We start from the raw sequence: 25,361 nt of genomic DNA, 5'->3' as shown, positions 1-25,361 counted from the left end.
CGCGGCCACGGCGAGCGCCTCCGCCGGGGGCCCTGCCGGGTCACTCATCTCAAACCTCCTGTACGGGCGCGCCGCGGCGAAGGAGCCGCCCCCTCCGCCGCGGCGCGGACGGCGCTAGGGGACCAGGTTCTTGCGTACGCTTTCGAGCAGCTCGTTCCAGGACGCCTCGAACTTCTGCACGCCCTCCTCCTCCAGCGCCCTGACCACGTCGTCGTAGTCGATGCCGGCGTCCTTGAGCTCGGCCATGGTGTTCCAGGCCTGCTCGTAGAAGGGCCGCACGGTGTCGCCGGTGACGTCGCCGTGGTCGGCGACCGCGTCCAGCGTCTTCTCCGGCATGGTGTTGACGGTGCCGGGCGCGACGAGCTGGTCGACGTACATGGTGTCGGAGTAGTCGGGGTTCTTGACGCCGGTGGAGGCCCACAGCGGGCGCTGCGGGCGGGCCCCGGCGGCGCGCAGCCGCTGCCAGCGGTCGGAGTTCATGACCTCCTCGAAGGCGGCGTAGGCCAGGCGCGCGTTGGCCACGCCCGCCTTGCCCTTCAGCTCGGGCCTGCCCACGCTGTCGAGCCGCTTGTCGATCTCGGTGTCGACGCGGCTGACGAAGAACGAGGCCACCGACTCGATCGTGGCCAGGTTGAGCCCCTTGGCCTGCGCGGCCTCCAGACCGGACAGCCAGGCGTCCATGACGGCGCGGTAGCGCTCCAGGGAGAAGATCAGCGTGACGTTGACGCTGATGCCCTCGCCGATCGCCTGCGTGATCGCCGACAGCCCTTCCACGGTCGCCGGGATCTTGATGAACAGGTTGGGCCGGTCGACCAGCCACCACAGCGCACGGGCCTCGGCGACCGTCTTGTCGGTGTCACGGGCCAGGCGCGGGTCCACCTCCAGCGACACCCGGCCGTCGACCCCCGAGGTGGCGTCGTAGACCGGCCGCAGCACGTCGGCGGCCCACCGGATGTCGTAGGTGGTGATGGCGCGCACGGCCTCGCCGATGTCGACGCCGCGCACCGCCAGGTCGTGCATCTGCGTGTCGTAGGCGTCGCCCTTGCTCAGCGCGCTGGCGAAGATCGTCGGGTTGGACGTCACCCCGACCACGTTCTTGTCCCGGATCACCTGCTCCAGGTTGCCGGTGCGCAGGCGTTCGCGGCTGATGTCGTCGAGCCAGACGGCCACGCCCTGGCCGGACAGCTTCTTGAGGATCTCGCTCATGTCTCTCAGTTTCCCGTCGTCTCGCCCTTGTCCTGCCCCAGCTTGGCCAGAGACGCCCTGGCCGCCGCGGCCACCCGCTCCGCCGTCAGCCCGAACTGCTCGTACAGGGTCTTGTACGGCGCGGAGGCGCCGAAGTGTTCGAGGCTGACGACCTCGCCGCACTCGCCGACGAACTCGTGCCAGCCGAGGGCGATTCCCGCCTCGACGGCGACCCGAGCCCGGATCGACGACGGCAGGACGGTCTGCTTATATGCGGAGTCCTGCCCCTTGAACCACTCGACACACGGCATCGACACGACTCGTGTCGGAATGCCCTGCGACTCCAGCAGCTCCCCGCCCTGGACGGCGATCTCCACCTCGCTGCCGGTGGCGATGAGGATGACCCTGGGCTGGCCGTCGGAGGCCTCGCGCAGGACGTAGCCGCCGTGGGCCACGCCGTCGGCGCTGGTGCCCTCCAGGACCGGCAGGTTCTGCCGGGTCAGCGCGATGGCCGCGGGCCGGTCGGTGTGCTCCAGCACCGTCTTCCAGGCCGCCGCGGTCTCGTTGGCGTCGGCCGGGCGCACGACGTCCAGGCCGGGGATGGCGCGCAGCGACCACAGGTGCTCGACCGGCTGGTGGGTCGGCCCGTCCTCGCCCAGGCCGATGGAGTCGTGCGTCCACACGTACGTGACCGGCAGCTTCATCAGCGCGGCCAGCCGCACCGACGGGCGCATGTAGTCGGAGAACACCAGGAACGTGCCGCCGTACGGGCGGGTGCCGCCGTGCAGCGCGATGCCGTTGAGTATGGCGCCCATGGCGTGCTCGCGGATGCCGAAGTGGAGGGTGCGGCCGTAGCGGTGGCCGGGGAAGTCCTTGGTCTGGAACTCCTCGGGGATGAAGGACGGCTCGCCCTTCATCGTGGTGTTGTTGGACTCGGCCAGGTCCGCCGAGCCGCCCCACAGCTCGGGCAGCACCGGCGCCAGCGCGCTCAGCACCTCGCCGGAGGCCTTGCGGGTGGCCATCGAGGCGCCCACCTCGAACGACGGCAGCGCGCTCGTCCAGCCGGCGGGCAGCTCGCGGTGGGAGATGCGGTCGAACTCCGCGGCCCGCTCCGGGTTGGCCTCGCGCCAGCTCCGGTAGCCCTGCTCCCATTCGGCGTGCGCCTCGCGGCCCCTGGCGGCCACCTCGCGGGCGTGCTTGAGCACCTCGTCGGGCACGTCGAAGGTCTTGGCCGGGTCCATGCCGAGCACCTGCTTGGTGGCCGCGACCTCCTCGGCGCCGAGCGCCGAGCCGTGGATCTTGCCGGTGTTCTGCTTGTTGGGCGCGGGCCAGCCGATGATCGTGCGCAGCCGGACGAACGAGGGCCGGCCGGTCTCGGCCTTGGCCTCCTGCAGCGCCTCGTACAGCGCCTGCACGTCCTCGGTGTAGTCGCCGGACTCGGTCCAGTCGACGCTGACGGTGTGCCAGCCGTAGGCCTCGTAGCGCTTGACCACGTCCTCGGACTTGGCGATGAGGGTGTCGTCCTCGATGGAGATGTGGTTGTCGTCGTAGATGACGATGAGGTTGCCCAGCTTCTGGTGGCCGGCGAGCGAGCTGGCCTCGTGGCTGATGCCCTCCTCGATGTCGCCGTCGCTCACGACGCACCAGATGTGGTGGTCGAAGGGCGAGCGGCCGGGCTCGGCGTCGGGGTCGAACAGGCCGCGCTCGCGGCGGGCCGCCATCGCCATGCCCACGGCGTTGCCCAGTCCCTGACCGAGCGGGCCCGTGGTGGTCTCGACGCCGGCGGTGTGGCCGTGCTCGGGGTGGCCGGGCGTGAGGCTGTCCCACTGGCGCAGCCGCCGCAGGTCGTCCAGCGTCAGCCCGTAGCCCGACAGGTAGAGCTGGATGTACAGGGTCAGGCTGGTGTGGCCGGCGGAGAGCACGAAGCGGTCGCGCCCCGCCCACTGCGGGTCGGTCGGATCGTGCCGCATCGCGTGCTGAAAGAGCAGGTACGCGGCGGGAGCCAGGCTCATCGCGGTGCCGGGATGTCCCGAACCCGCCTTCTCCACTGCGTCCATCGCCAGCGCTCGGACGACGTCGACGGCCTGCCTGTCGAGGTCGGTCCACTCAAGGGCTGGCACGAGTTCGGTGCTCACGCTCGATCTCCGGAATCTAGTTGTCTGATGGTGCCGGTTGGCGATCCCGCCCACACGGACCCTAACCGAGTGACGACGGACGTAGATTCCCCGTCCACTCACGCGTGTTCCCGAGCAAGCGCACGCCCCCCATTGGCCGGACCGCCCGCCCTTGCGACTACAGTTTGTTTGTTCCCAGGGACGCCACGGCTGCCCTCACGAATCCGCTTCAATCCGAGGTTACGCGTTGACTCCGCACGTGCTGGAAGCGCCTTGACGGTGCTGACGAACAGGCAGGCGAGCAGGCCGCACGAGGGTTCCGCCGCCGTGGCGCACGCCGCGCCGCGGTCGATCGGCGGGGTCGTCAAGGCCTACGTCGCCCTGATGAAGCCGCGCGTCATCGAGCTGCTGCTGATCTCGACGCTCCCGGTGATGTTCCTGGCGGCCGGCGGCCTGCCCCCGCTGTGGACGGCGGTCTCGGTGATGGTGTTCGGCACCATGTCGGCCGGCAGCGCCAACGCGCTCAACTGCTACATCGACCGCGACATCGACCAGAAGATGCGCCGCACCCGGCGCCGCCCCCTGGCCAGGCACCAGGTGACGCCGCGCGCCGCGCTGATCTTCGGCATCGTGCTGGGCGTGCTGTCCTCCGCGGGGCTGTGGCTGACCACCAACTGGCTCGCCGCGACGCTGTCGACCGCCGCGATCCTCTACTACGTGCTGGTCTACTCGCTGATCCTCAAGCGGCGCACCGCCCAGAACATCGTCTGGGGCGGCATCGCGGGCTGCATGCCGGTGCTGATCGGCTGGGCGGGCATCACCGAGCGGCTCGACTGGGCGCCGCTGGTCCTGTTCGGCGTGGTGTTCTTCTGGACGCCGCCGCACACCTGGACCCTCGCCATGCGCTATAAGGAGGACTACGCGGCCGCCGCGGTGCCGATGCTGCCCGTGGTCGCCACCGAGCGCCGGGTCATCATGGAGTCGATCGCCTACAGCTGGGCGACCGTGCTGTGCTCGCTGGCGCTGTGGCCGGTCGCCGGCACCACGCTGTTCTACCCGGTCGTGGCCGGCGCGCTGGGCGCGCTGTTCCTGTGGGAGGCGCACGCCCTGCTGACCCGGCTCAACGCCGGCAAGACCGGGGTGGACCTGCGGCCGATGCGGTTCTTCCACTGGTCGAACGCCTACCTGGCGCTGCTGTTCCTGGCCGTGGCCATCGACCCGCTGCTGGTCTGACCGGCCGGGGCCGTGGGGCGCGTGAGCCGGGAAGGACGGCGTTTGTGCCGGGAAGGACGGCGTTTGTGCCGGGAAGGACATCGTCTCCTGTATCGGTTACAGTCACCGTATGCCGTCCCATGATCCACGCTGGGTGTTCAAGGACCGCCCGTCTTCAGCGTTGATCATCGGGCTGGTCCTCACCGGCATCTGCACCCTCGTCTCGTTCTCCTTCGACGTGCTCAACGGCGAGCCGGTGCAGTTCTTCATCGCCCTGGCCCTCGCCCTGGCGCCGGTGCCGCTGCTGCTGGCCGCGGTGCTCGCGCTCGATCGGATGGAGCCGGAGCCGCGCAGCAACCTGGTCTTCGCCTTCGCCTGGGGAGCGGGCGTGGCCGTGCTGGTCGCGGGCCTGGTCAACTCGCTCAACCTGCACTACATCATGGACACCGTCAACCTGTCGGAGGCCAGCGCCCGCAACATCGCGGCCACCTTCGGCGCCCCGGTGGTCGAGGAGACGATGAAGGGGCTGGTGCTCCTCGGGCTGCTGCGCTTTCGCCGGTTCGAGCTGGACGGGCTCACCGACGGCATCATCTACGCCAGCATGGTCGGGCTCGGCTTCGCCATGAGCGAGAACGTCAGCTACTACCTGGCCGCGCTCAACAGCGAGGCCGGCGGGGTGGGGCTGGCCGTGACCGTGGTGCTGCGCGGCATCCTGTCGCCGTTCGCGCACCCGCTGTTCACCTCGATGATCGGCGTCGCGGTCGCCTACGCGGCGCAGCGGCACGGGCCGGAGCGGACTTTCTCCATCATGGCGGGCTGGTCGGGCGCGATGGTCCTGCACGGCCTGTGGAACGGGCTCGTCTCCTACGGCGGCTTCCCCGGCCTGGCGGTGGCCTACCTGGTGCTGATGGCGGTGCTCGTGGTGCTCGTCGGCGTCATCATCCGCGACCGGCGCCGCATCGTCGCGCTCATCCAGCGCTACCTCCCCCCGTACGAGCCGACCAAGCTGGTGACCAGCGAGGACATCCACATGCTGTCGGCGCTGCCCCGGCGCAGGCACGCCCGGCAGTGGGCGCGCATGTACGGCGGCAGGAAGGGGCTGCGGGCGATGAGCGACTACCAGCTGGCCGCCACCGAGCTGGGCCTGCTGCACGAACGGGCCGCCCGGCGCATGGTGGACGAGCAGACCTTCCACGAGGAGCAGCGGGCCCTGCTGGAGTGCATGAGCACGGCCCGCGCCGGTTTCCCGGTGCCGCCCGCGCCCGCCGGCAAGGCGGGCTACGCGCCCGGCTGAGTCGGCACCCGCCGCGGCGAGGTCTCCCGCCCTGCGGGAGCTGCCGAGAGGAGCGGACGAACGCCCGCAAAAGGGGCCTCCAGCCGGTGGGGGAGTGGCGGACTTCTCATCCCGAAGGCTGGCAGAACGGTCGGTGTCGCGGCGGGGGATCCGGTGGGGGAGGGGGTCAGACGGGGCTGGGCGCCGCGACGGGCGCCGGGGCGGCGGGCTCGGTCAGCGGGCCGCGCGTGCGCAGCGAGGTGACCACCCGCAGCGTGAAGATCCAGACCAGGGTCGAGCCGAGCACGTGCAGCGTCACCAGGGCCGCGGGCACGCCGAGGAAGTACTGGACGTAGCCGATCACGCCCTGCAGCAGCTCCACCACCAGCAGCGCCAGCGCCGCCTGGCGGACCCGTCGCGGCGCGCCGGTCACGTACAGCGCGAACAGCAGCGCGAACGTCAGCCCCACCACCAGGTAGGCGGCGTCGGCGTGCAGCCGCGCCACGGTCTCGATGTCGAAGCCGAACCGCGAGGCCGCCACGTCACCCGAGTGCGGGCCGGTGCCGGTCACCACCACGCCCAGGACCACGAGCACGAACACCGCCGCCAGCAGGACGTGGCCGAGCCGCCGGATGGCGCCGTGGGTCACGGGCCGGACGGGCGCGTCGCCCTCGCCGGCGCGGGCGTAGAGCGCCCAGCAGGCGGCGGTCAGGCCGATCGACAGCAGGAAGTGCATGCTCACCGTGAACGGGTTGAGCAGGGAGCTCACCACGACGGCACCCCACAGCGCCTGGGCCAGGATGCCCACCGGCTGCAGCCAGGCCAGCCACACCAGCGACGGGCGCCGGGGCGACAGCCGCATCGCCGCGATCACGCAGGCCAGGCCCACCACCAGCACCAGGAACGTCACCAGCCGGTTGCCGAACTCGATCGCCATGTTGAGCGGGTCGATCTCGGGGTGCGGGACCGGGACGAAGCTGTCGGCGGTGCACCGCGGCCAGGTGGGGCAGCCCAGGCCGGAGCCGGTGACGCGCACCACCGCGCCGCTCACCGTGATGCCGGCGTTGACCACGACGGACGCCAGCGCCCAGCCCCGCATGGCCGCGGGGGTCGGCGCCCAGAACGAGAACAGCCCCCGCACGAGAGGAGAGGAGTGGTCCGTGGGTAGCTTCACGTCATCGATGGTACGGGCCTGGTGGCGCGGTCCTTTCACCGGCTTTTCAACCCCCGGCGTATGTGACATATTACTGAGCGGAGGTGGCGATGTCCGACGTGATCATCGTCGGCGCGGGGGTCGTCGGCGCCGCGTGCGCCTACTACGCCGCCCGCGCCGGACTGGACGTCACCGTCCTCGACCGCGGCCCCGTGGCCGGCGGCACCACCGGGGCGGGCGAGGGCAACGTGCTCGTCTCCGACAAGGAACCCGGCCCGGAACTGGACCTGGCCGTGCTCTCCAGCCGCCTGTGGCGGGAGCTGGCCGAGACGTCCGGCGGCTTCGAGTACGAGCCCAAGGGCGGGCTGGTCGTGGCCGAGACGCCCGCCATCCAGGAGCGGCTGGTGGAGCTGGCCGCCGAGCAGGGACTCCCGCACGACGTGGTGCCCGCGGGCGGCCTGCGCGCACTGGAGCCCCACCTGGCCGAAGGACTGGCCGGCGGCGTCCACTACCCGCAGGACGCCCAGGTGCAGCCCATGCTGGCCGCCGCCCGGCTGCTCCGGCACGGCGCCGACAGCTTCGGTCATGGCGCGCTGAAGCTGCGCCTCGGCGTCACCGTCACCGGCTTCGTCCGCTCCGGCGACCGCGTCACCGGCGTGCGCACCGACGACGGCGACATGCTGGCCGGGGCCGTGGTCAACGCGGCCGGCACCTGGGGCGGCGAGCTGGCCGCCCTGGCCGGGGTGAGCCTGCCCGTGCTGCCCAGACGCGGGTTCATCCTCGTCACCGAGCCGCTGCCCGAGCCGCTCGTCCGGCACAAGGTCTACACGGCCGCGTACGTCACCGACGTCGCCAGCGACTCCGCCGGGCTGCAGACCTCGGCCGTCGTCGAGGGCACGCCGGCCGGCACCGTGCTCATCGGGGCCAGCAGGGAACGGGTCGGGTTCGACCGGACCACGTCGCTGCCGGTGCTGTCACGGCTGGCAGCCCAGGCCGTCGCCCTGTTCCCCGCGCTGGGCGCGGTCCGGGCCATCCGGTCCTACTGCGGGTTCCGCCCGTACTGCCCGGACCACCTGCCCGTGATCGGCGCAGACCCTCGCGCGCCCGGGCTCCACCACGCCTGCGGCCACGAGGGCGCCGGCATCGGTCTGGCCCCCGCCACCGGCCACCTGCTCGCCCAGGTGCTCACCGGAGCCCGGCCCGACCTGGACCTCCACCCGTTCCGTCCCGACCGCTTCGGCTCCGGGGAGCACCGATGACCTTCGAGATCACCGTCGACGGGCGGCCCGTGCCGGCGCTGCCCGGCCAGACCGTCGGGGCCGCCCTGCACGCGGCGGGCATCCGCGCCTGGCGCACCACCCGCTTCGGCGGCCGGCCGCGCGGGCTCTTCTGCGGGATCGGGGTCTGCTTCGACTGCCTGGTCAGCGTCAACGGCGGCCCGGTCGAACGCGCCTGCCTCACCGAGGCCCGCCCGGGGGACCAGGTGACCACGTCATGACCGGCCCCTCCCCGTCGCCTGCGATCTACGATCTCGCCGTCGTCGGCGGCGGGCCCGCCGGAGTGGCGGGAGCGCTGACGGCGGCGCTGCGAGGGCTGCGGGTGGCGCTCGTCGACTCCGGAGCACGGCTCGGCGGGCAGTACTTCCGGCACCGGGGCGTGCCCGGCGAGCCCCCGACCGAGGGCTTCGCGCGCTTCGCCCGGCAGGTGCGGGCGCTGACGGAACGGGCCGAGGTCCTGACGGGCCGGCAGGTGTGGGCCGTCACCCGGGAGGACGACGGCTTCACCGCGCACTGCCTGGGCGGGACCGCCGTCCGGTGCCGCAGACTGCTGATCGCGACCGGCGCGCACGACCGGCCGCTGCCGTTCCCCGGCTGGGACCTGCCGGGAGTGCTCACCGCCGGAGGGGCTCAGGCCCTGCTCAAGGGCCAGGGCGTGGTGGCGGGCGACCGGGTCGTGGTGGCCGGCACCGGGCCGTTCCTGCTGCCCGTCGCGGCGGGCCTGGCCGCGGCCGGGGCGCGGATCCCCGGCGTGTACGAGGCCAACGGCGGACTGGGCCTGGCCCGCCACCCCCTGCTCGCCCTGGGCAAGGCGGGGGAGGCCGCGCGTCACCTGGCCGCCTTCGCCCGGCATCGCGTGCCGTACCGGACCCGCCACGCGGTCGTGGCCGCGCACGGCGACCGCGAGCTGGAGGCCGTCACCGTGGCCCGCCTGGACCGCGACTGGAACGTGCTGGACACCCGCCGCGTCCCCTGCGACACCCTCGCCACCGGCTACGGGTTCGTCCCCCAGATCGACCTCGGCGTCCAGCTCGGCTGCGCCACCCGGCCGGACGCCGACGGCACCCCGGTGCTCCGCGCCGACGCCGCCCAGCGCACCACCGTCCCCGGCGTCTGGGCCGCCGGCGAGCCCACCGGCGTCGGCGGCCGGCACCTGTCCGAGCTCGAAGGCCGCATCGCCGGCCTGTCGGCCGCGGCCGACCACGACGACGGCCCCGGCCCGCCCGAGCTGCTGCTGCGCAGGCGGGCCAGGCAGCGCGCTTTCGCCGCCGCCCTGCTCGCCGCCTACCCCGTCAAGGACGGATGGCGGGGATGGCTGCGCGACGACACCCTCGTGTGCCGGTGCGAGGAGGTGCCGCTGGCCCGGATCCGCGAGGCGCGCGACCTCGGCGCCACCGACGCGCGCTCCGTCAAGCTGCTGTCCCGGGCGGGCATGGGCTGGTGCCAGGGACGGATCTGCGGTCACCCCGTCGCCTGTCTCGCCGGCGGTGACCCGGCCGCGCCCCGCCGGCCCATCGCCCAGCCCGTCACCCTGGCCGCTCTCGCCGAACTCACCCTGGAGGAACCCCATGACTGAACGGACCAAGCCCTGGCGCGGCGTCATGGTCGCCACCGCGCTCCCGCTGCGCGACGACCTGTCCGTCGACTACGACGCCTACGCCGCGCACTGCCGCTGGCTGGTCGACAACGGCTGCGACGGCGTGGTGCCCAACGGCTCGCTCGGCGAGTACCAGACCCTCACCCCCGAGGAGCGCGCCAAGGTCCTGGAGACGGCCGTCGAGGCGATCGGCGGTGACCGCGTGATGGCCGGCGCGGGCGCGTACGGCGCGGCCGAGTCGCGGCGGTGGGCCGAGCACGCCGCCGGCCTGGGCTGCGGATCGGTGCTGCTGCTGCCGCCGAACGCCTACCGGGCGGACGAGCGGGCCGTCCTGGCGCACTATCGTGAAGTGGCCGGAGCGGGCGTCCCCGTCGTCGCGTACAACAACCCCTACGACACCAAGGTCGACCTCACCCCGGCGCTGCTGGCCAGGCTGCACGAGGAGGGGCTGATCGTGGCGGTCAAGGAGTTCACCGGCGACCCGCGCCGCGCCTACGAGCTCGCCGAGCTGGCCCCCGGCCTCGACCTGCTCATCGGCTCCGACGACGTGCTGCTGGAGCTGGCCCTGGCCGGAGCCGTCGGCTGGATCGCGGGCTACCCCAATGCGCTGCCCGCCTCCAACGTCGCCCTCTACCAGGCGGCCCTGGCCCACGACCTGGAGACGGCGCTCCCGCTCTACAGGAAGCTGCACCCGCTGCTGCGCTGGGACTCCAAGACCGAGTTCGTCCAGGCCATCAAGCTCTCCATGGACCTCGCCGGCCGCCCCGGCGGCCCGTGCCGCCATCCCCGGCAGCCGCTGACCGGCGAACAGGAGGCAACGGTGCGCGCCGCCACCGAGAAGGTCCTCGCGGAGGGCCTGCGATGAGGACCCGGCGGGTCTTCCACGCCGTCGACTCGCACACCGAGGGCATGCCCACCCGGGTCATCACCGGCGGCGTCGGCGCCGTCCCCGGCGCCACCATGGCCGAGCGGCGGATCCACTTCCGCGACCACCTCGACCACATCCGCAAGCTGCTGATGAGAGAGCCGCGCGGCCACGCCGCGATGAGCGGCGCCATCCTGCAGCCGCCCACCCGGCCCGACGCCGACTGGGGAGTGCTGTTCATCGAGGTGTCCGGCCTGCTGCCGATGTGCGGCCACGGCACCATCGGCGTGGCCACCGTGCTCGTCGAGACCGGCATGGTCGAGGTGACCGAGCCCGTCACCACCGTCCGGCTGGAGGTCCCGGCCGGGCTGGTCGTGGTGGACGTGGCCGTCGAGGACGGCGCCGCCACATCCGTGACGCTGCGCAACGTCCCCTCCTACGCCGACCGGCTGGACGCCGCCGTGACCGTGCCCGGGTACGGGGAGATCCGCTACGACCTGGCGTACGGCGGCAACTTCTACGCCATCGTGGACCTCGACGCCTACGGGCTGCCGTTCGACCGCAAGGCGGGCAACGACATCCTGGCCGCCGGCCTGGCCACCATGGAGGCGATCAACGCCGCCGCCGAGCCGGTGCACCCGGAGGACGACCGCATCCGCGGCTGCCACCACGTCTACTTCGCCGCCCCCGGCTCCGACGCCCGCCACTCGCGGCACGCCATGGCCATCCACCCCGGCTGGTTCGACCGCTCGCCGTGCGGCACCGGCACCAGCGCCAGGATGGCCCAGCTGCACGCCCGCGGCGAGCTGCCGACCGGCCGCGACTTCGTCAACGAGTCGTTCATCGGCACCCGGTTCGTGGGCAGGCTCCTGGAGGAGACCACGGTCGGCGGCCGGCCCGCCGTGCTGCCGTCCATCACCGGCCGCGCCTGGATCACCGGCACCGCCCAGTACTTCCTGGACCCGCGCGACCCGTTCCCGGAGGGCTTCGAGCTGTGACGATCACCACTGTCGACTACCACACGGCGGGAGAGCCGTTCCGGGTCGTCACCGGCGGCGTCCCCGACATCCCCGGCGCCACCGTCCTGGAACGGCGCGCCAACACCGCCCCGGTCGACCACGTCCGCCGGCTGCTGTGCCACGAGCCGCGCGGCCACGCCGACATGTACGGCTGCTTCCTCGTGCCGCCCGACGACCCCGGCGCGCACTTCGGCGCGCTGTTCTGGCACAAGGACGGCTACTCCACCGCCTGCGGTCACGGCACGATCGCGCTCGGCGTGCACGCGGTGCGCGAAGGGCTGGTCGAGGCCGACCCCGACGGCGAGACGGACGTGGTCGTCGACGTGCCCTCCGGCCGCGTCACGGCGCGGGTGCGCTGCGACGGCGGCCGCGTCACCGCCGTCACCTTCGTCAACGTCCCCTCGTACGTGATCGCGCGCGGCGTCGAGGCCGCCGGCGTCCGGGTCGACCTCGCGTACGGCGGAGCGATCTACGCCTCGCTGCCGGCCGCGGCCGTGGGGCTGAAGGCGGGTCCGGAGCACCTGACCGAGCTGATCGCCTGCGCGCGCCGCGTCAAGGCGGCCCTGGCCGGTCACCCGGCGACCCGGCACCCCGGCGACGACCGGCTGTCCGGCGTGTACGGGGTGATCTTCCACGAGGAGCTGGACGGGGAGCCGGGCCGGGTGCGTCAGCGCAACGTGACCGTGTTCGCCGACGGCGAGGTCGACCGGTCGCCGTGCGGGTCCGGCACCGCGGCCCGGCTGGCGCTGCTGCACCAGGACGGGCTGCGCGACCCCCTCGTGCACGAGAGCGTCGTCGGCACCACGTTCCTGGCCCGGGTGGCGGGGGTCGCCGAGGGCGGGGTGATCGCCGAGATCGAGGGCATGGCCTACCGCACCGGCAGGCACGCCTTCGAGCTCGATCCCGCCGACCCGCTCGGCACCGGGTTCACGCTCCGATGAGCGGGCTGCCCTACCTCGACGCCGCGGACGTGGCGCGGCTGGTGCCGGTGGCGCGCGCCGTACAGCTGCTGGAGGACGCGCTGCGGGCCGGGCTCGACCCCGAGCGGACGCCGCAGCGGCCCGTCGTGGCGCTGCCCGCCGGGCAGCTCCTGCTCATGCCCGCCGCGGCCGGACGCTACGCCGGCGTGAAGGCGGCCACGGTCGCGCCCGGCAACCCCGCCCGCGGGCTGCCCCGCGTCCAGGGCACCTACCTGCTGTACGACGGCGAGACCCTGGCGCCGCTGGCCGCGATGGACGGGAGCGCGCTCACCTCGCTGCGCACCCCCGCCGTCTCGGCCCTGGCGGTCCGCCACCTCGCGGCCCCGGACGCCGGCGACCTGGTGGTGTTCGGCACCGGCCCGCAGGCGTGGGGGCACGTCCTCGCGCTGCGCGAGGTCCGGCCGCTCCGCCGCGTCACCGTCGCCGGCCGCGACCCGGACCGCACCGCGGCCTTCGCGGCCCGCTGCGCGGCACTCGGCCTGGAGACGACCGCCCTGAGCGCCCTGAGCGCCCTGACCGCCCGCCCGTCCGAGCAGGCCAGGGCCGTCGCCGGGGCCGACCTGATCGTCTGCTGCACCACCGCCAGGGAGCCGCTGTTCGACGGCGGGCTCGTCCGCGACGGCGCCACGGTCGTCGCCATCGGCTCGCACGAGCCGGACGCGCGCGAGCTCGACGGCGGCCTCGTCGCCCGCGCCACGGTGGTCGTCGAGGCCCGCTCGGCCGCCCTGGCCGAAGCCGGCGATGTCCTCATCCCGATGAGCCACGGTACGATCACCACCCGCCATCTCGCCGGAAACCTCGCCGACCTGATCGCCGGCCGGGTGACGGCCGGGGCCGGGCCGCGCGTGTTCAAGGGCACCGGCATGGCATGGCAGGACCTGGTGGTCGCGGCCGCCGCGTACGAGGCCTGGCACGAGGAGACCTAGCGAAGGGACGGGCGGATGGCTGCCGAGGACCGGCTCGACCTGCCGATGGTGGGCGAACGGCAGAGCCTGCGCGAGCAGGTGGCGCAGGCGCTCAGGGCGGCGCTGATCACCGGTCAGATGCGTCCAGGGGTGGTCTACTCGGCGCCGGTGCTGGCGGCCCAGTTCGGCGTGTCGGCCACGCCGGTCCGCGAGGCGATGCTCGACCTGGCCAAGGCGGGCCTGGTCGAGGCCGTGCGCAACAAGGGCTTCCGGGTGACCGAGCTGTCCGAGCGCGACCTCGACGAGCTGACCCAGCTGCGCGAGCTCATCGAGGTGCCGACGGTCGCCAAGCTGGCCGACGCCGGCAGGGCCCCCGACTTCCGGCGGCTGCGCCCGGCCGCCGAGGAGATCCTCGCCGCCGCCGAGGGGGGCGACCTGCTCGCCTACGTCAACGCCGACCTGCGCTTCCACCTGGAGCTGCTCGGCCTGTCCGGCAACGGCCACCTGGTCGAGGTGGTCAGGGACCTGCGCACCCGCGCCCGCCTCTACGGCCTGTCGCAACTGGCGGAGCGCGGCACGCTCGCCGACTCCGCCCGCGAGCACCTGGCGCTGCTCGACGCGCTGGAGAACGGCGACGAGCGCGCCGCCGAGCACATCATGAGCGAGCACATCCAGCACGTCCGCGGCATCTGGGCGGCCCGCGAAGGCTAGCCCCCGCGCGCCGCCCGGGTGACGCCGAGGCTGGCCGCGACGATGCAGATCACGGCCGTCCACTGCTGCGCGTGCAGCATCTCGCCGAGCACCAGCACGCCCATCAGCGCGGCCGCGGCCGGCTCCAGGCTCATCAGGATGCCGAACACGTGCTTGGGCATCCGCCGCAGCGCCTGCAGCTCCAGCGAGTACGGGATCACCGACGACAGCAGGGCCACGCCCAGCCCGATCAGCAGCAGCTCCGGCCGGAGCAGGTCGGCCCCGCCGGCGGTGACGCCCACCGGCGCGACCACCACGGCGGACACGATCATCGCGAACGCCAGCCCGGTCGTGCCGGGGAACCGGCTGCCCGCCGCCGCCGACAGCAGGATGTAGCCCGCCCAGAAGCCCCCCGCCGCCAGCGCGAACGCGATGCCGATCCAGCTCGACGCCGACGACTCGCCCCACGGCGCGAGCAGCACCACCCCGAGTCCGGCCAGCCCCACCCATACCAGGTCCAGGCGGCGCCGGGAGGCGGCCACCGCCACGCCCAGCGGACCGAGGAACTCGATCGCGACCGCGACGCCCATCGGCAGCCGCGCCAGCGCCTCGTAGAACGTCAGGTTCATCAGCGCGAGCGTCACGCCGAACCCGACCCCCACCGCCCAGTCACGCCCCCGCAGGCCCCGCAGCTTCGGCCGCGCCAGCGCGCCGATGACCAGCGCGCCCATGGCGATGCGCAGGAACACCACCGCGCTCGGCGGCAGCGCCGCGAACAGCTGTTTGGCGAAGCCCGCGCCGATCTGCACCGAGAAGATCGCCAGCAGCACCAGCCCGGACGGCGGGATGGAGTCGGCGGCGGTGCGCAGCACGTTGCCGGGCCGGGGCAGCCCGCCGCGGTCGAGCGGGTTGTCGAGGGCGAACGCGGTCACGGAACTCCTTCGGCCGGGCACAACGGAGTGAAGCGTATCGGCCTGCCACGGCATTCCTGGCCAGGGAGTGCTTTACTGATTCGAGACCTCCCGATCCGGACGCCGGAGCACATGAGCGCCTCAGCCCCGCCCGCCATCCGCACCCGCCCTCCGGCCCCGCTCGCCGCCGCCTCGTTCGTCAGCAGCTTCGACCGCCTGGTCGTGACCCCGCTCCTGGTCCTGATCGCGGCCGAGCTGGACGTCCCGCTGGCCACCGCCGTGGCCGTGGCCAGCGGCTACTACCTCGCCTACGGGGTGTCGCAGCCGCTCTGGGGGCTGCTGTCGGACCGGTTCGGGCGGGTCCGGGTGATGCGGCTCGCGCTGCTCGGCGCCGGGCTCGCGGGCCTGGCCTCCGCGGCCATGCCGGCGCTGCCCGCCCTGATCGCCGCCCGGGTCGCCGCCGGCGCCTGCTTCGGCGCGGTCATCCCCACCTCGCTGACGTACGTGGGCGACACGGTCGAGGTCTCGGTGCGCCAGCGCGCGCTGTCCGACCTGATGGGCCTGATGGCCCTGGGCACCGCGCTGGCCACCGGGCTCGGCGGGGTGCTGGGCGACCTGGCCGGCTGGCGGGCGGCGTTCGGCGTGCCCGCCGTCTGCGCGCTGGCCTGCGCCGTGGCGCTGCGGGCGCTGCCGGAGCCGCCGCGCGCCGGGATCGGGGGCCTGGGCCGGCACGTCGGCGCCGTGCTGCGCCGGCCGTGGGCGCTGCTGGTGTTCGCGCTGGCGTTCGTCGAGGGCGCGGCGCTGCTCGGCATGCTCACGTTCCTGGCGACCGTCCTGCAGCACCAGGGCGTCGGCACCGGGCCGGCCGGGCTGGCCGCCGCCGGCTACGGGGCGGGCGTCTACCTGTTCTCCCAGGTGGTCAAGCGGCTGGCGGGAGGACGGCCGGTGTGGTGGCTGATCGTGGCGGGCGGGGCGCAGATGTGCGCCGGCTTCGTGATCGTGGCCGTGGAGGCGAACCTCGCCACGGTCGCCCTGACCGCGCTGCTGCTCGGCGGCGGCTGGTCGTTCATGCACTCCTCGCTGCAGACCTGGGCGACCTCGGTGGCGCCCCGGGCGCGCGGCACGGCGGTGGCGTTCTTCGCCTCGTGCCTGTTCATGGGCAGCGCCGTCTCTTCGTGGGCGGCCGGCCCGCTCGCCGGGAGCGGCTCGTACGGGCTGCTGTTCGGCCTGGCCGCGGCCGTCACCGCGCCGCTCACGGCGGTCGCCGCGATCGGCCGCCACCGCTATGGCGCGCGCGCCCCCGAGGAGGACGCGCCCCGCCCGGAGTGAGCGGGGCCGCCGCTCACTCCCAGCGGAAGGTACGGGCGGCCAGCGCGAGCGAGACCACGGCCCACGCCGCCAGCACGGCGAGCGCGGCCAGCGGCAGCGCGCCCCCGGTGAGCACCGCGCGCAGGCCGCCGGTCAGCGCCGAGATAGGCAGCAGTTCGAGCACCGGCCGCACCGCGGCGGGGAACTTCTCCAGCGGGAACACCACCCCGCCCGCCGCCAGCAGCAGCAGGTAGACCAGGTTGGCCGCGGCCAGCGTCGCCTCGGCCCGCAGCAGGCCCGCCATGAGCAGCGCGAGCCCGCTGAAGGCGGCGGTGCCCAGCAGCACCAGCGCCGCGCCGCCCAGCACGGCGGCCACCGGCGAGCCCTGCGGGCTCCAGCCCAGCGCGAACGCCACCGCGACCAGCACCACCACCTGGACGGCCTCCACCACGAGCACCGCCGCGGTCTTGGCCAGCATCAGCCCGCCCCTGGACAGCGGGGTCGCGCCCAGCCGCTTCAGCACCCCGTAGCGCCGCTCGAACCCGGTCGCGATCGCCTGGCCGGTGAACGCCGTGGACATCACCGCCAGCGCCAGCACGCCCGGGGCCAGGAAGTCGACCCGGCGCCCGCCGCCCACGTCGATCAGCGGCGCCAGCGAGAAGCCGACCAGCAGCAGCACCGGGATGATCATGGTGAGCAGGAGCTGCTCGCCGTTGCGGAGCATGCCGCGGACCTCGGCCCCCGCCTGCGCCAGCACCATCCTGGGGAACGGCGCGGCCCCCGGGGCGGGCGTGAAGTCGAGTGTGGGTGTCGTCACCGCAGCTCCCTGCCCGTCAGCTCCAGGAACACGTCCTCCAGCGTGCGCCGCTCGATGCGCAGGTCGTCGGCCGTCACGCCCTCCGCCGCGCACCACGCGGTCACGGTGGCCAGCAGCTCGGGGTCGACCTGCCCTTCGACGATGTAGTGGCCGGACGGCGACTCCTTGGCCGCGCTGCCGACCGGCAGCGCGTTGAGCAGCTCCTCCAGCGCCAGCCCCGGGCGGGCGCGGAAGCGCAGCTGCCGCTCGGCCCCGGTCAGCGCGGCCGGGCTGCCCTCGGCCACCACCCGGCCCCTGTCGATGATCACCACCTGGTCGGCCAGCCGCTCGGCCTCGTCCATGTGGTGGGTGGTCAGCACCACCGACACCCCGGCGGCGCGCAACTGGCCCACCAGCTCCCAGCAGGCGTGCCGGGCCTGCGGGTCGAGCCCGGCCGTCGGCTCGTCGAGGAACACCAGCTCCGGCCGGCCGATCACGGCCGCGGCCAGCGACAGCCGCTGCTGCTGACCGCCCGACAGGCGGCGGAACGGGGTCCGTACGTGGTCGGAGAGCCCCAGCCGGTCCAGGAGGGCGGCCGGGTCGAGCGGCCGGGCGTGGAAGCGCGCCACCAGCCGCAGCCACTCGCCGCAGCGCGCGGCGGGCGGGACGCCGCCCGACTGCGGCATGATGCCCACCCGCGGGCGCAGCTCGGCCGAGGCGGGCGGCAGCCCGAGCACCCGCACCGTGCCGGCGTCGGCGGTGCGGAACCCCTCGCAGATCTCCACCGTGGAGGTCTTGCCCGCGCCGTTGGGCCCGAGGACGGCCGTCACCGCCCCGCGGGCGGCGCTCAGCGTGAGCCCGTCGATCGCGGCGGTGCCGCCGTACCGCTTCACGAGACCGACGATCTCGACGGCTGGGGTTGTCATGACCCCGAGTCTAGGGACCGCGAAGCGTGGTTCGCCGGGCAGCCCCGCATCGGTGTGGCCCGGGGATTTGCATCGATTTACCGGAATTTTCCGGAAGTCGGGAATGCGGTTCGCCGGAAACCGGTTCTCTCTCCTCGGCCGTTCGCGGATCCCACGCCCTAGCCTGCCTGGAGACCGACGCTCCGGCCTCCTGGGGAAGAGGTGCACGCGCATGTCCGTGGCAGAAGCCGCGCAACCGGTCGCCCGGCGGAGCCGCCGGGCGCTCCTGCTGTTCATCCTGGGCGCTCTGTCCGCGATCGGGCCTCTGTCCATCGACATGTACCTGCCGGCGCTGCCCGCCATCACCGAGGAGATGCTCAGCGTCCCCGCCCAGGTGCAGCTCACGCTGACCGCCTGCCTCGTCGGCGTCTCGGTCGGGCAGGTGGTGGCCGGGCCGCTCAGCGACGTGCGCGGCCGCCGGGTGCCGCTGATCGTCGGCGTGGCCGGGTTCATGGTCGCCTCGCTGCTGTGCGCCTTCGCGCCCTCGGTGCCCGTGCTCATCGCGCTGCGGCTGCTGCAGGGCCTGCTCGGCGGCGCCGCGCTGGTCATCGTGCGCGCCGTGGTGCGCGACCTGTACGAGGGGCCCGCGATCGCGCGCATCTTCGCCAGCCTCATGCTGGTCAGCGGCCTGGCGCCGATCCTGGCGCCGATCGTGGGCGCGCAGCTGCTGACGTTCACCTCCTGGCGCGGCGTGTTCGTGGCGCTGAGCCTGACCGGGCTGGTGCTGATGCTGGCGGTGCTGGCCGGGGTGCGCGAGACGCTCCCGGCGGACCAGCGCGAGAGCGGCGGGCTCCGCCACACGCTGCGCAGTTTCCGCCGGCTGCTGGGCGACCGGCCGTTCATGGGCAGCGCGCTGACCGCGGGGCTCGCGTTCGCCGCGATGTTCGCCTACATCTCCGGCTCGCCGTTCGTGCTCCAGGACGTGTACGGGGCCACGGCCCAGCAGTACGCGCTGATCTTCGCGCTCAACGCGGTGGGCCTGACGATCATGGCCCAGGTCGGCGGGCGGCTGGCCGGCCGGCTGTCGCAGGCCGGGCTCGTCCTCACGGGCCTGTTCGTCGCCCTGGCCGGCGCGGCACTCCTGCTGGTGGCCGTCTCCGCCGGCCTGGGGCTGACCGCCGTCGTGGCGGGGCTGTTCGTCATCATGTGCGGTCAGGGGCTGATCCTGCCGGGCACCGGCGCGCTGGCCCTGGCCGGCCAGGCGCCGCAGGTGGCGGGGGCGGCCTCGGCGCTGCTCGGCGTGCTGCAGTTCGCGCTGGGCGCGTTCGCGGCGCCGTTCGTCGGCCTGTTCGGCGGGGGCACCGCGCTGCCCATGGCCGTCGTCATGACGGTCCTGTTCGCCTGCTCCGCCCTGACCTTCGCCATCCTGGTCCCAAGGCGTGTTAGGTAAGGCTACCCTGCGTGAGAAATTGCATTGACCGGCTGGTCGGAACCATTTGTGGACCGGGAAGGAATTACGGCACACTGATGTTGTGAAAAACGTGCCCTTGATAGAGCCCGGCAGCGAGCGCAGCACCCGTGCGCGCGTCGCCCGGCTCATCCTGGAGCACGGGCCCATCGCCGCGGCGGCGCTGGGCGAGCGGCTCGGGCTGACGCCCGCGGCCGTCCGGCGCCACCTTGACGCGCTGCTCGCCGACGGGATGATCGAGCCCCGTACGGTGCGGCCGCGCGGCCAGCGGGGGCGCGGGCGACCGGCCAAGCTGTTCGCCATCACCGACGCGGGGCGCAACGCCTTCGAGCACGCCTACGACGACCTGGCCGGGAGCGCGCTGCGCTTCCTGGCCGAGCGCCTGGGCGAGGAGGCGGTGGCCGACTTCGCCCGCACCCAGGTCGACGGCCTGCTGCGGCGGCTGGAGCCGGTCATGCGGACGGTGCCGGCGGGCCAGCGCGTCCAGGTGCTGGCGCAGGCCCTGTCCGCGGAGGGCTACGCCGCCTCGGCCAGCAAGGCCAAGTCGGGCGGCGACCAGCTCTGCCAGCACCACTGCCCGGTGGCCCACGCGGCCGCGGAGTTCCCGCAGCTGTGCGAGGCCGAGACGGAGGCGTTCGCGCAGCTGCTCGGCACCCCCGTGCAGCGCCTGGCCACGATCGCCCACGGCGACGGGGTCTGCACCACGCACGTCAGCCCCCAGACGCTGGGGGCCTCACATAGAGCAGATGAAAGCGGTCGTGACCAGAGCGTCCGCGAGAGAAGCATCCGCGATAGAAGCATCCGCGATAGAAGCATCCGCGACAGAAGCAAGGAGACCGGAGGGTGACTGTCACCGACCGCCCGGAGCTGGAAGGCCTCGGGAATTACAAGTTCGGCTGGGCCGACCCCGACGCCGCCGGCGCGGCGGCCAAGCGAGGCCTGTCCGAGGAGGTCGTACGCGACATCTCCGCGCTGAAGAACGAGCCGGAATGGATGCTCGACCTTCGCCTGAAGGGCCTCCGCCTGTTCGACCGGAAGCCGCTGCCGACCTGGGGTTCCGACCTCACCGCCATCGACTTCGACAACATCAAGTACTTCGTCCGCTCGACCGAGAAGCAGGCGACGTCCTGGGACGAGCTGCCGGCCGACATCAAGAACACCTACGACAAGCTCGGCATCCCCGAGGCGGAGAAGCAGCGCCTCATCGCCGGCGTCGCCGCCCAGTACGAGTCCGAGGTCGTCTACCACAAGATCCGTGAGGACCTCGAGGAGAAGGGCGTCATCTTCGTCGACACCGACACGGGCCTGAAGGAGCACGAGGAGCTCTTCAAGGAGTACTTCGGCTCCGTGATCCCGGTCGGCGACAACAAGTTCGCCGCGCTCAACACCGCCGTGTGGTCCGGTGGCTCGTTCATCTACGTGCCGCCGAACGTCGAGGTCGAGATCCCGCTGCAGGCCTACTTCCGGATCAACACCGAGAACATGGGCCAGTTCGAGCGCACCCTGATCATCGTGGACGAGAACAGCTACGTCCACTACGTCGAGGGCTGCACCGCGCCGATCTACTCCTCGGACTCCCTGCACTCCGCGGTGGTCGAGATCATCGTGAAGAAGAACGCCCGCTGCCGTTACACGACCATCCAGAACTGGTCGAACAACGTCTACAACCTGGTCACCAAGCGCGCCGTCGCCTACGAGGGCGCGACCATGGAGTGGATCGACGGCAACATCGGCTCCAAGGTCACGATGAAGTACCCCGCCGTCTACCTCATGGGCGAGCACGCCAAGGGCGAGACCCTGAGCGTCGCGTTCGCCGGCGAGGGCCAGCACCAGGACGCCGGGTCCAAGATGGTCCACCTCGCGCCGCACACCAGCTCCAGTGTCATCTCCAAGTCGGTGGCGCGCGGCGGCGGCCGGACCTCCTACCGCGGTCTCGTGCAGATCGAGGAGGGCGCCCACGGCAGCGCCAGCACCGTCAAGTGCGACGCGCTGCTCGTCGACCAGATCAGCCGCTCCGACACCTACCCCTACGTCGACGTCCGCGAGGACGACGTCTCGATGGGCCACGAGGCCACGGTCTCCAAGGTCAGCGAGGACCAGCTGTTCTACCTCATGAGCCGCGGGCTCGACGAGGACGAGGCGATGGCGATGATCGTGCGCGGCTTCGTCGAGCCGATCGCGCGTGAGCTGCCCATGGAGTACGCGCTCGAGCTGAACCGGCTGATCGAGCTGCAGATGGAAGGAGCCGTCGGCTGATGGGCCTGAACGAGAAGCCCCTGTCGACCCTGCACGAGAAGGCGTCGTACGACCTGGCCGACTTCGACGTGCCGGCCGGGCGTGAGGAGGCGTGGCGGTTCACCCCGCTCGCGCGACTGAAGGGCCTGCACGACGGCAAGGCCGTCCCCGGAGGTCATGTCAGGGTCGATGTGGACGCCGCGCCCGAGGTCACCGTCGAGACCGTGGGCCGTGACGACCCGCGGCTCGGCCAGGTCTACGTGCCCGCCGACCGGGTCAGCGCGCAGGCCTACACCGCGTTCGAGAAGGCGACCGTGCTCACGGTGCCGCGCGAGGCGGTGGCCTCCCGGCCGACCGTCGTCACGCTCACCGGCGCCGGCGACGGCGCCGCCTACGGTCACCTGCTGGTCCAGGTCGAGCCGATGGCCGAGGCCGTGGTCGTGCTCGACCACAAGGGCAGCGCCGTCTACGCCGACAACGTGGAGTTCGCCGTCGGCGACGGCGCCACCCTGCGCGTGGTCAGCCTGCAGGACTGGGACGACGACGCCGTCCACGTCAGCCACCACCACGCCAGGCTCGGCAAGGACGCCACCTTCCGCAGCTTCGCGGTGACGCTCGGCGGCGACCTCGTGCGCCTGTCGCCCAGCGTGTCCTACGACGCGCCCGGCGGCGACGCCGACCTGCTCGGCGTCTACTTCGTCGACGCCGGCCAGCACCTGGAGCACCGCCTCCTGGTCGACCACTCGCAGCCCAACTGCAAGAGCAACGTCGACTACCGCGGCGCCCTGCAGGGCCAGGACGCGCACGCCGTCTGGATCGGCGACGTGATCATCCGGGTCGAGGCCGAGGGCACCGACACGTACGAGCTCAACCGCAACCTCATCCTCACCGACGGCGCCCGCGCCGACTCGGTGCCCAACCTGGAGATCCTCACCGGTGAGGTGGCCGGCGCGGGGCACGCCTCGGCCTCCGGCCGGCTCGACGACGAGCACCTGTTCTACCTGCAGGCCCGGGGCATCCCGTACGACGAGGCGCGCCGCCTGGTCATCCGGGGCTTCCTCGGCCAGCTCGTCGAGAAGATCCAGATCGAGGAGATCCGCGAGCGGGTCATGGCGGCGCTGGAGGCGGAGCTCTCGCGATGAGTTTCGAGAAGGTCTGCGTGATCGGTGACATCCCCGACGGGGGTGTCCTGGGCGTCGAGGTCGGGGACACCCCGGTCGCCCTGGTGCGCCAGGGCGGCGACGTGTTCGCCCTGCACGACGTCTGCTCCCACGCCGAGGTGCGGCTCAGCGAGGGCGACGTCTACGACGGCACGCTCGAGTGCTGGCTGCACGGCTCGTGCTTCGACGTCCGCACCGGCAAGCCCACCGGCCCGCCCGCCACCCGTCCCGTGAACGTCTACACAGTCAAGATCGACGGCGATGACGTGCTCGTCTCGCTCTCGAAGGAGTCATAAGCACATGTCCACCCTTGAGATCCGTGACCTCCACGTCGCCGTCGAGGACAAGGAAATCCTGCGCGGCGTCAACCTGACCGTGAAGTCCGGCGAGACCCACGCCATCATGGGTCCGAACGGCTCGGGCAAGTCCACGCTCGCCTACGCGATCGCCGGTCACCCCAAGTACACGATCACCGGCGGGCAGGTCCTGCTCGACGGCGTCGACCTGCTGGAGCTGTCGGTCGACGAGCGGGCCCGCGCCGGCCTGTTCCTGGCCATGCAGTACCCCGTCGAGGTTCCCGGCGTGTCGGTGTCCAACTTCCTGCGCTCGGCCGTCACCTCGGTCCGCGGCGAGGCGCCCAAGCTGCGCGAGTTCGCCAAGGACCTGAAGAACGGCATGGACGCGCTCGCCATCGACGCCGCCTTCGCCCAGCGCAACCTCAACGAGGGCTTCTCCGGCGGCGAGAAGAAGCGCCACGAGATCCTCCAGCTGGAGCTGCTCAAGCCGAAGATCGCGGTGCTCGACGAGACCGACTCGGGCCTCGACGTCGACGCGCTGCGGGTGGTGTCGGAGGGCATCAACCGCTTCCGCGCCTCCGGTGAGACCGGCGTGCTGCTGATCACCCACTACACCCGCATCCTCCGCTACGTGAAGCCCGACTTCGTGCACGTCTTCGCCGCCGGCAAGATCGTCGAGGAGGGCGGGCCGGAGCTGGCCGACAAGCTCGAGTCCGAGGGCTACGAGCAGTACACGAAGGCATCTGCATGACTCAGACCAGCTTGGACGTGGAGAGGATCAGGAAGGACTTCCCGGTTCTCTCCCGCGAGCTGCCCGGCGGGCGTCCGCTCGTCTACCTCGACTCGGGCAACTCCTCCCAGAAGCCCACGCAGGTCATCGAGACCATGCGCGAACACCTGGCGATGCACTACGGCAACGTCGGCCGCGCCATGCACGTGCTGGGGGCGGAGTCCACGGAGGCCTACGAGAGCGCCCGCGACAAGATCGCGGCTTTCGTCGGCGCGCCCTCGCGCGACGAGGTCGTCTTCACCAAGAACGCCTCCGAGGCGCTCAACCTGGTCGCCTACTCCTTCGGCAACCCGGCCAACGCCGACGACCGCTTCCGGCTCGGACCCGGTGACGAGATCGTCATCTCCGAGATGGAGCACCACTCCAACATCGTGCCGTGGCAGCTGCTGGCGCAGCGCACCGGCGCGACGCTGAGGTGGTTCGGCGTCACCGACGAGGGCCGGCTCGACCTGTCCCGGCTGGACGACCTGGTCGGCGAGCGGACGAAGATCATCTCTATCGCCCACCAGTCGAACGTGCTCGGCACCGTCAACCCGGTGGCCGACGTGCTGGCCCGCGCCCGCCAGGCCGGCGCGCTGGTGATGCTCGACGCCTCCCAGTCGGTGCCCCACCACCCGGTGGACGTGGCCGCGCTGGGCGTCGACTTCGTCGCCTTCACCGGTCACAAGATGGTCGGCCCCTCGGGCATCGGCGTGCTGTGGGGCCGCGGCGAGCTGCTCGACGCCATGCCCCCGTTCCTCGGCGGCGGCGAGATGATCGAGGCGGTCTGGATGGACCGCTCGACGTTCGCCCCCATCCCGCACAAGTTCGAGGCGGGCACGCCGCCGATCGTCGAGGCCATCGGTCTCGGCGCGGCCGTCGACTACCTGACCGGGATCGGCATGACCGCGGTCGAGGCCCACGAGCGTGAGCTCACCGCGTACGCCCTGGACGCGCTCCGCGACCTGCCGGGCCTGCGGCTGATCGGCCCAGACTCGCTCGAACTGCGCGGCGGCACGCTGTCGTTCACCCTGGACGGCATCCACCCGCACGACGTCGGCCAGATCCTGGACGACGATTTCGGCATCGCGGTGCGCGTCGGCCACCACTGCGCGCGCCCGCTGCATCTACGGTTCGGAATACCGGCGACCACCCGGGCGTCGTTCTATCTGTACAACACCACGGGCGAGATCGACGCCCTGGTGCGCGGCCTCCACCACGTCCAGAAGGTGTTCGCATAGCC

At 72.7% G+C, this 25,361-nt stretch carries 24 protein-coding genes; 18 read left to right on the top strand and 6 right to left on the bottom strand.

Annotated elements, in window-relative coordinates:
* Positions 1-114 precede the first annotated feature (114 nt).
* Entirely contained in the window at positions 115-1,206 is a 1,092-nt protein-coding gene (gene tal / locus OUY22_RS05845) for a transaldolase (RefSeq protein ID WP_270153725.1), read from the bottom strand.
* Positions 1,207-1,211: 5 nt separating this feature from the next.
* A complete protein-coding gene (gene tkt, locus OUY22_RS05840; RefSeq protein ID WP_270153728.1) occupies positions 1,212-3,242 on the bottom strand; it encodes a transketolase in 2,031 nt (676 codons plus the stop codon).
* Positions 3,243-3,572: 330 nt separating this feature from the next.
* On the opposite strand from tkt, the gene OUY22_RS05835 reads away from it, so the two are divergent.
* Together OUY22_RS05835 and OUY22_RS05830 are read left to right on the top strand one after the other, a co-directional pair.
* Entirely contained in the window at positions 3,573-4,532 is a 960-nt protein-coding gene (locus OUY22_RS05835; protein ID WP_408638114.1) for a heme o synthase, read from the top strand.
* Positions 4,533-4,641: 109 nt separating this feature from the next.
* A complete protein-coding gene (locus tag OUY22_RS05830) occupies positions 4,642-5,805 on the top strand; it encodes a PrsW family intramembrane metalloprotease (protein ID WP_270153724.1) in 1,164 nt (387 codons plus the stop codon).
* Between the two features lie 166 nt (positions 5,806-5,971).
* Here the strand turns inward: OUY22_RS05830 and OUY22_RS05825 are convergent, their stop codons facing one another.
* Positions 5,972-6,958, bottom strand: coding sequence for a COX15/CtaA family protein (locus tag OUY22_RS05825; RefSeq protein WP_270153723.1), 987 nt, complete (start codon positions 6,956-6,958; stop codon positions 5,972-5,974).
* An 89-nt stretch (positions 6,959-7,047) separates the two neighbouring features.
* On the opposite strand from OUY22_RS05825, the gene OUY22_RS05820 reads away from it, so the two are divergent.
* Genes OUY22_RS05820 through OUY22_RS05785 form a run of 8 tightly spaced genes read left to right on the top strand, consistent with a single transcriptional unit; the run spans position 7,048 to position 14,291 of the window.
* Entirely contained in the window at positions 7,048-8,196 is a 1,149-nt protein-coding gene (locus OUY22_RS05820; protein ID WP_270153721.1) for an NAD(P)/FAD-dependent oxidoreductase, read from the top strand.
* Complete coding sequence (locus OUY22_RS05815) at positions 8,193-8,435, top strand: (2Fe-2S)-binding protein (RefSeq protein WP_270153720.1); 243 nt, start codon at positions 8,193-8,195, stop codon at positions 8,433-8,435. Before OUY22_RS05820 ends, OUY22_RS05815 begins: the two co-directional genes overlap by 4 nt.
* Complete coding sequence (locus OUY22_RS05810) at positions 8,432-9,790, top strand: NAD(P)/FAD-dependent oxidoreductase (protein WP_270153719.1); 1,359 nt, start codon at positions 8,432-8,434, stop codon at positions 9,788-9,790. The genes OUY22_RS05815 and OUY22_RS05810 overlap by 4 nt, the downstream gene beginning before the upstream one ends.
* Positions 9,783-10,676, top strand: coding sequence for a dihydrodipicolinate synthase family protein (locus tag OUY22_RS05805; protein WP_270153717.1), 894 nt, complete (start codon positions 9,783-9,785; stop codon positions 10,674-10,676). Before OUY22_RS05810 ends, OUY22_RS05805 begins: the two co-directional genes overlap by 8 nt.
* Positions 10,673-11,674 (top strand): proline racemase family protein, encoded by a 1,002-nt coding sequence (locus OUY22_RS05800; protein ID WP_270153716.1) that lies wholly within the window; start codon positions 10,673-10,675, stop codon positions 11,672-11,674. Before OUY22_RS05805 ends, OUY22_RS05800 begins: the two co-directional genes overlap by 4 nt.
* On the top strand, positions 11,671-12,636 hold the full coding sequence (locus OUY22_RS05795) for a proline racemase family protein (RefSeq protein WP_270153715.1): 966 nt from the start codon (positions 11,671-11,673) through the stop codon (positions 12,634-12,636). Before OUY22_RS05800 ends, OUY22_RS05795 begins: the two co-directional genes overlap by 4 nt.
* Entirely contained in the window at positions 12,633-13,601 is a 969-nt protein-coding gene (locus OUY22_RS05790; protein WP_270153714.1) for an ornithine cyclodeaminase family protein, read from the top strand. The genes OUY22_RS05795 and OUY22_RS05790 overlap by 4 nt, the downstream gene beginning before the upstream one ends.
* Positions 13,602-13,616: 15 nt before the next feature.
* Positions 13,617-14,291 carry a GntR family transcriptional regulator gene (locus OUY22_RS05785; RefSeq protein ID WP_270153713.1) on the top strand — a complete coding sequence of 225 codons (675 nt, stop codon included), beginning with the start codon at positions 13,617-13,619 and terminating at the stop codon, positions 14,289-14,291.
* Here the strand turns inward: OUY22_RS05785 and OUY22_RS05780 are convergent.
* Positions 14,288-15,202 (bottom strand): EamA family transporter, encoded by a 915-nt coding sequence (locus OUY22_RS05780; protein WP_270153712.1) that lies wholly within the window; start codon positions 15,200-15,202, stop codon positions 14,288-14,290. The two genes, OUY22_RS05785 and OUY22_RS05780, sit on opposite strands and share 4 nt — an antisense overlap.
* A 111-nt stretch (positions 15,203-15,313) precedes the next feature.
* Here OUY22_RS05780 and OUY22_RS05775 point away from each other — a divergent pair, with 111 nt between their 5' ends.
* On the top strand, positions 15,314-16,510 hold the full coding sequence (locus OUY22_RS05775) for an MFS transporter (protein ID WP_270153711.1): 1,197 nt from the start codon (positions 15,314-15,316) through the stop codon (positions 16,508-16,510).
* A gap of 13 nt (positions 16,511-16,523) precedes the next feature.
* On the opposite strand, the gene OUY22_RS05770 is transcribed toward OUY22_RS05775, so the two are convergent.
* Together OUY22_RS05770 and OUY22_RS05765 are read right to left on the bottom strand one after the other, a co-directional pair.
* Positions 16,524-17,249 (bottom strand): ABC transporter permease, encoded by a 726-nt coding sequence (locus tag OUY22_RS05770; protein ID WP_270153726.1) that lies wholly within the window; start codon positions 17,247-17,249, stop codon positions 16,524-16,526.
* Positions 17,250-17,302: 53 nt separating this feature from the next.
* Complete coding sequence (locus OUY22_RS05765; protein ID WP_270153710.1) at positions 17,303-18,211, bottom strand: ABC transporter ATP-binding protein; 909 nt, start codon at positions 18,209-18,211, stop codon at positions 17,303-17,305.
* 211 nt (positions 18,212-18,422) lie between these two features.
* On the opposite strand from OUY22_RS05765, the gene OUY22_RS05760 reads away from it, so the two are divergent.
* From OUY22_RS05760 to OUY22_RS05730, 7 genes are all read left to right on the top strand, one after another.
* The gene (locus OUY22_RS05760) at positions 18,423-19,640 is read left to right on the top strand and encodes a multidrug effflux MFS transporter (protein ID WP_270153709.1); all 1,218 of its coding nucleotides are present in this window, start codon (positions 18,423-18,425) and stop codon (positions 19,638-19,640) included.
* A 91-nt stretch (positions 19,641-19,731) separates the two neighbouring features.
* Positions 19,732-20,505 (top strand): helix-turn-helix transcriptional regulator, encoded by a 774-nt coding sequence (locus OUY22_RS05755; protein WP_270153708.1) that lies wholly within the window; start codon positions 19,732-19,734, stop codon positions 20,503-20,505.
* A complete protein-coding gene (gene sufB / locus OUY22_RS05750; protein ID WP_270153707.1) occupies positions 20,502-21,914 on the top strand; it encodes a Fe-S cluster assembly protein SufB in 1,413 nt (470 codons plus the stop codon). Before OUY22_RS05755 ends, sufB begins: the two co-directional genes overlap by 4 nt.
* The gene (sufD, locus tag OUY22_RS05745) at positions 21,914-23,035 is read left to right on the top strand and encodes a Fe-S cluster assembly protein SufD (protein ID WP_270153706.1); all 1,122 of its coding nucleotides are present in this window, start codon (positions 21,914-21,916) and stop codon (positions 23,033-23,035) included. The genes sufB and sufD overlap by 1 nt, the downstream gene beginning before the upstream one ends.
* Positions 23,032-23,349, top strand: coding sequence for a non-heme iron oxygenase ferredoxin subunit (locus tag OUY22_RS05740; RefSeq protein WP_270153705.1), 318 nt, complete (start codon positions 23,032-23,034; stop codon positions 23,347-23,349). The genes sufD and OUY22_RS05740 overlap by 4 nt, the downstream gene beginning before the upstream one ends.
* Before the next feature lie 4 nt (positions 23,350-23,353).
* Entirely contained in the window at positions 23,354-24,100 is a 747-nt protein-coding gene (gene sufC, locus OUY22_RS05735) for a Fe-S cluster assembly ATPase SufC (protein WP_270153704.1), read from the top strand.
* Positions 24,097-25,359, top strand: a complete 1,263-nt coding sequence (locus tag OUY22_RS05730; RefSeq protein ID WP_270153702.1) for a cysteine desulfurase — start codon at positions 24,097-24,099, stop codon at positions 25,357-25,359. Before sufC ends, OUY22_RS05730 begins: the two co-directional genes overlap by 4 nt.
* Positions 25,360-25,361 lie beyond the last annotated feature (2 nt).

The sequence above is a fragment of the Nonomuraea corallina genome, assembly GCF_027620315.1.
In the GTDB taxonomy this organism is placed as follows: Bacteria; Actinomycetota; Actinomycetes; order Streptosporangiales; family Streptosporangiaceae; genus Nonomuraea; species Nonomuraea corallina.
The sequence above is the reverse complement of the archived record's forward strand: the minus strand, read 5'-3'. Positions and strand labels throughout refer to the sequence as shown.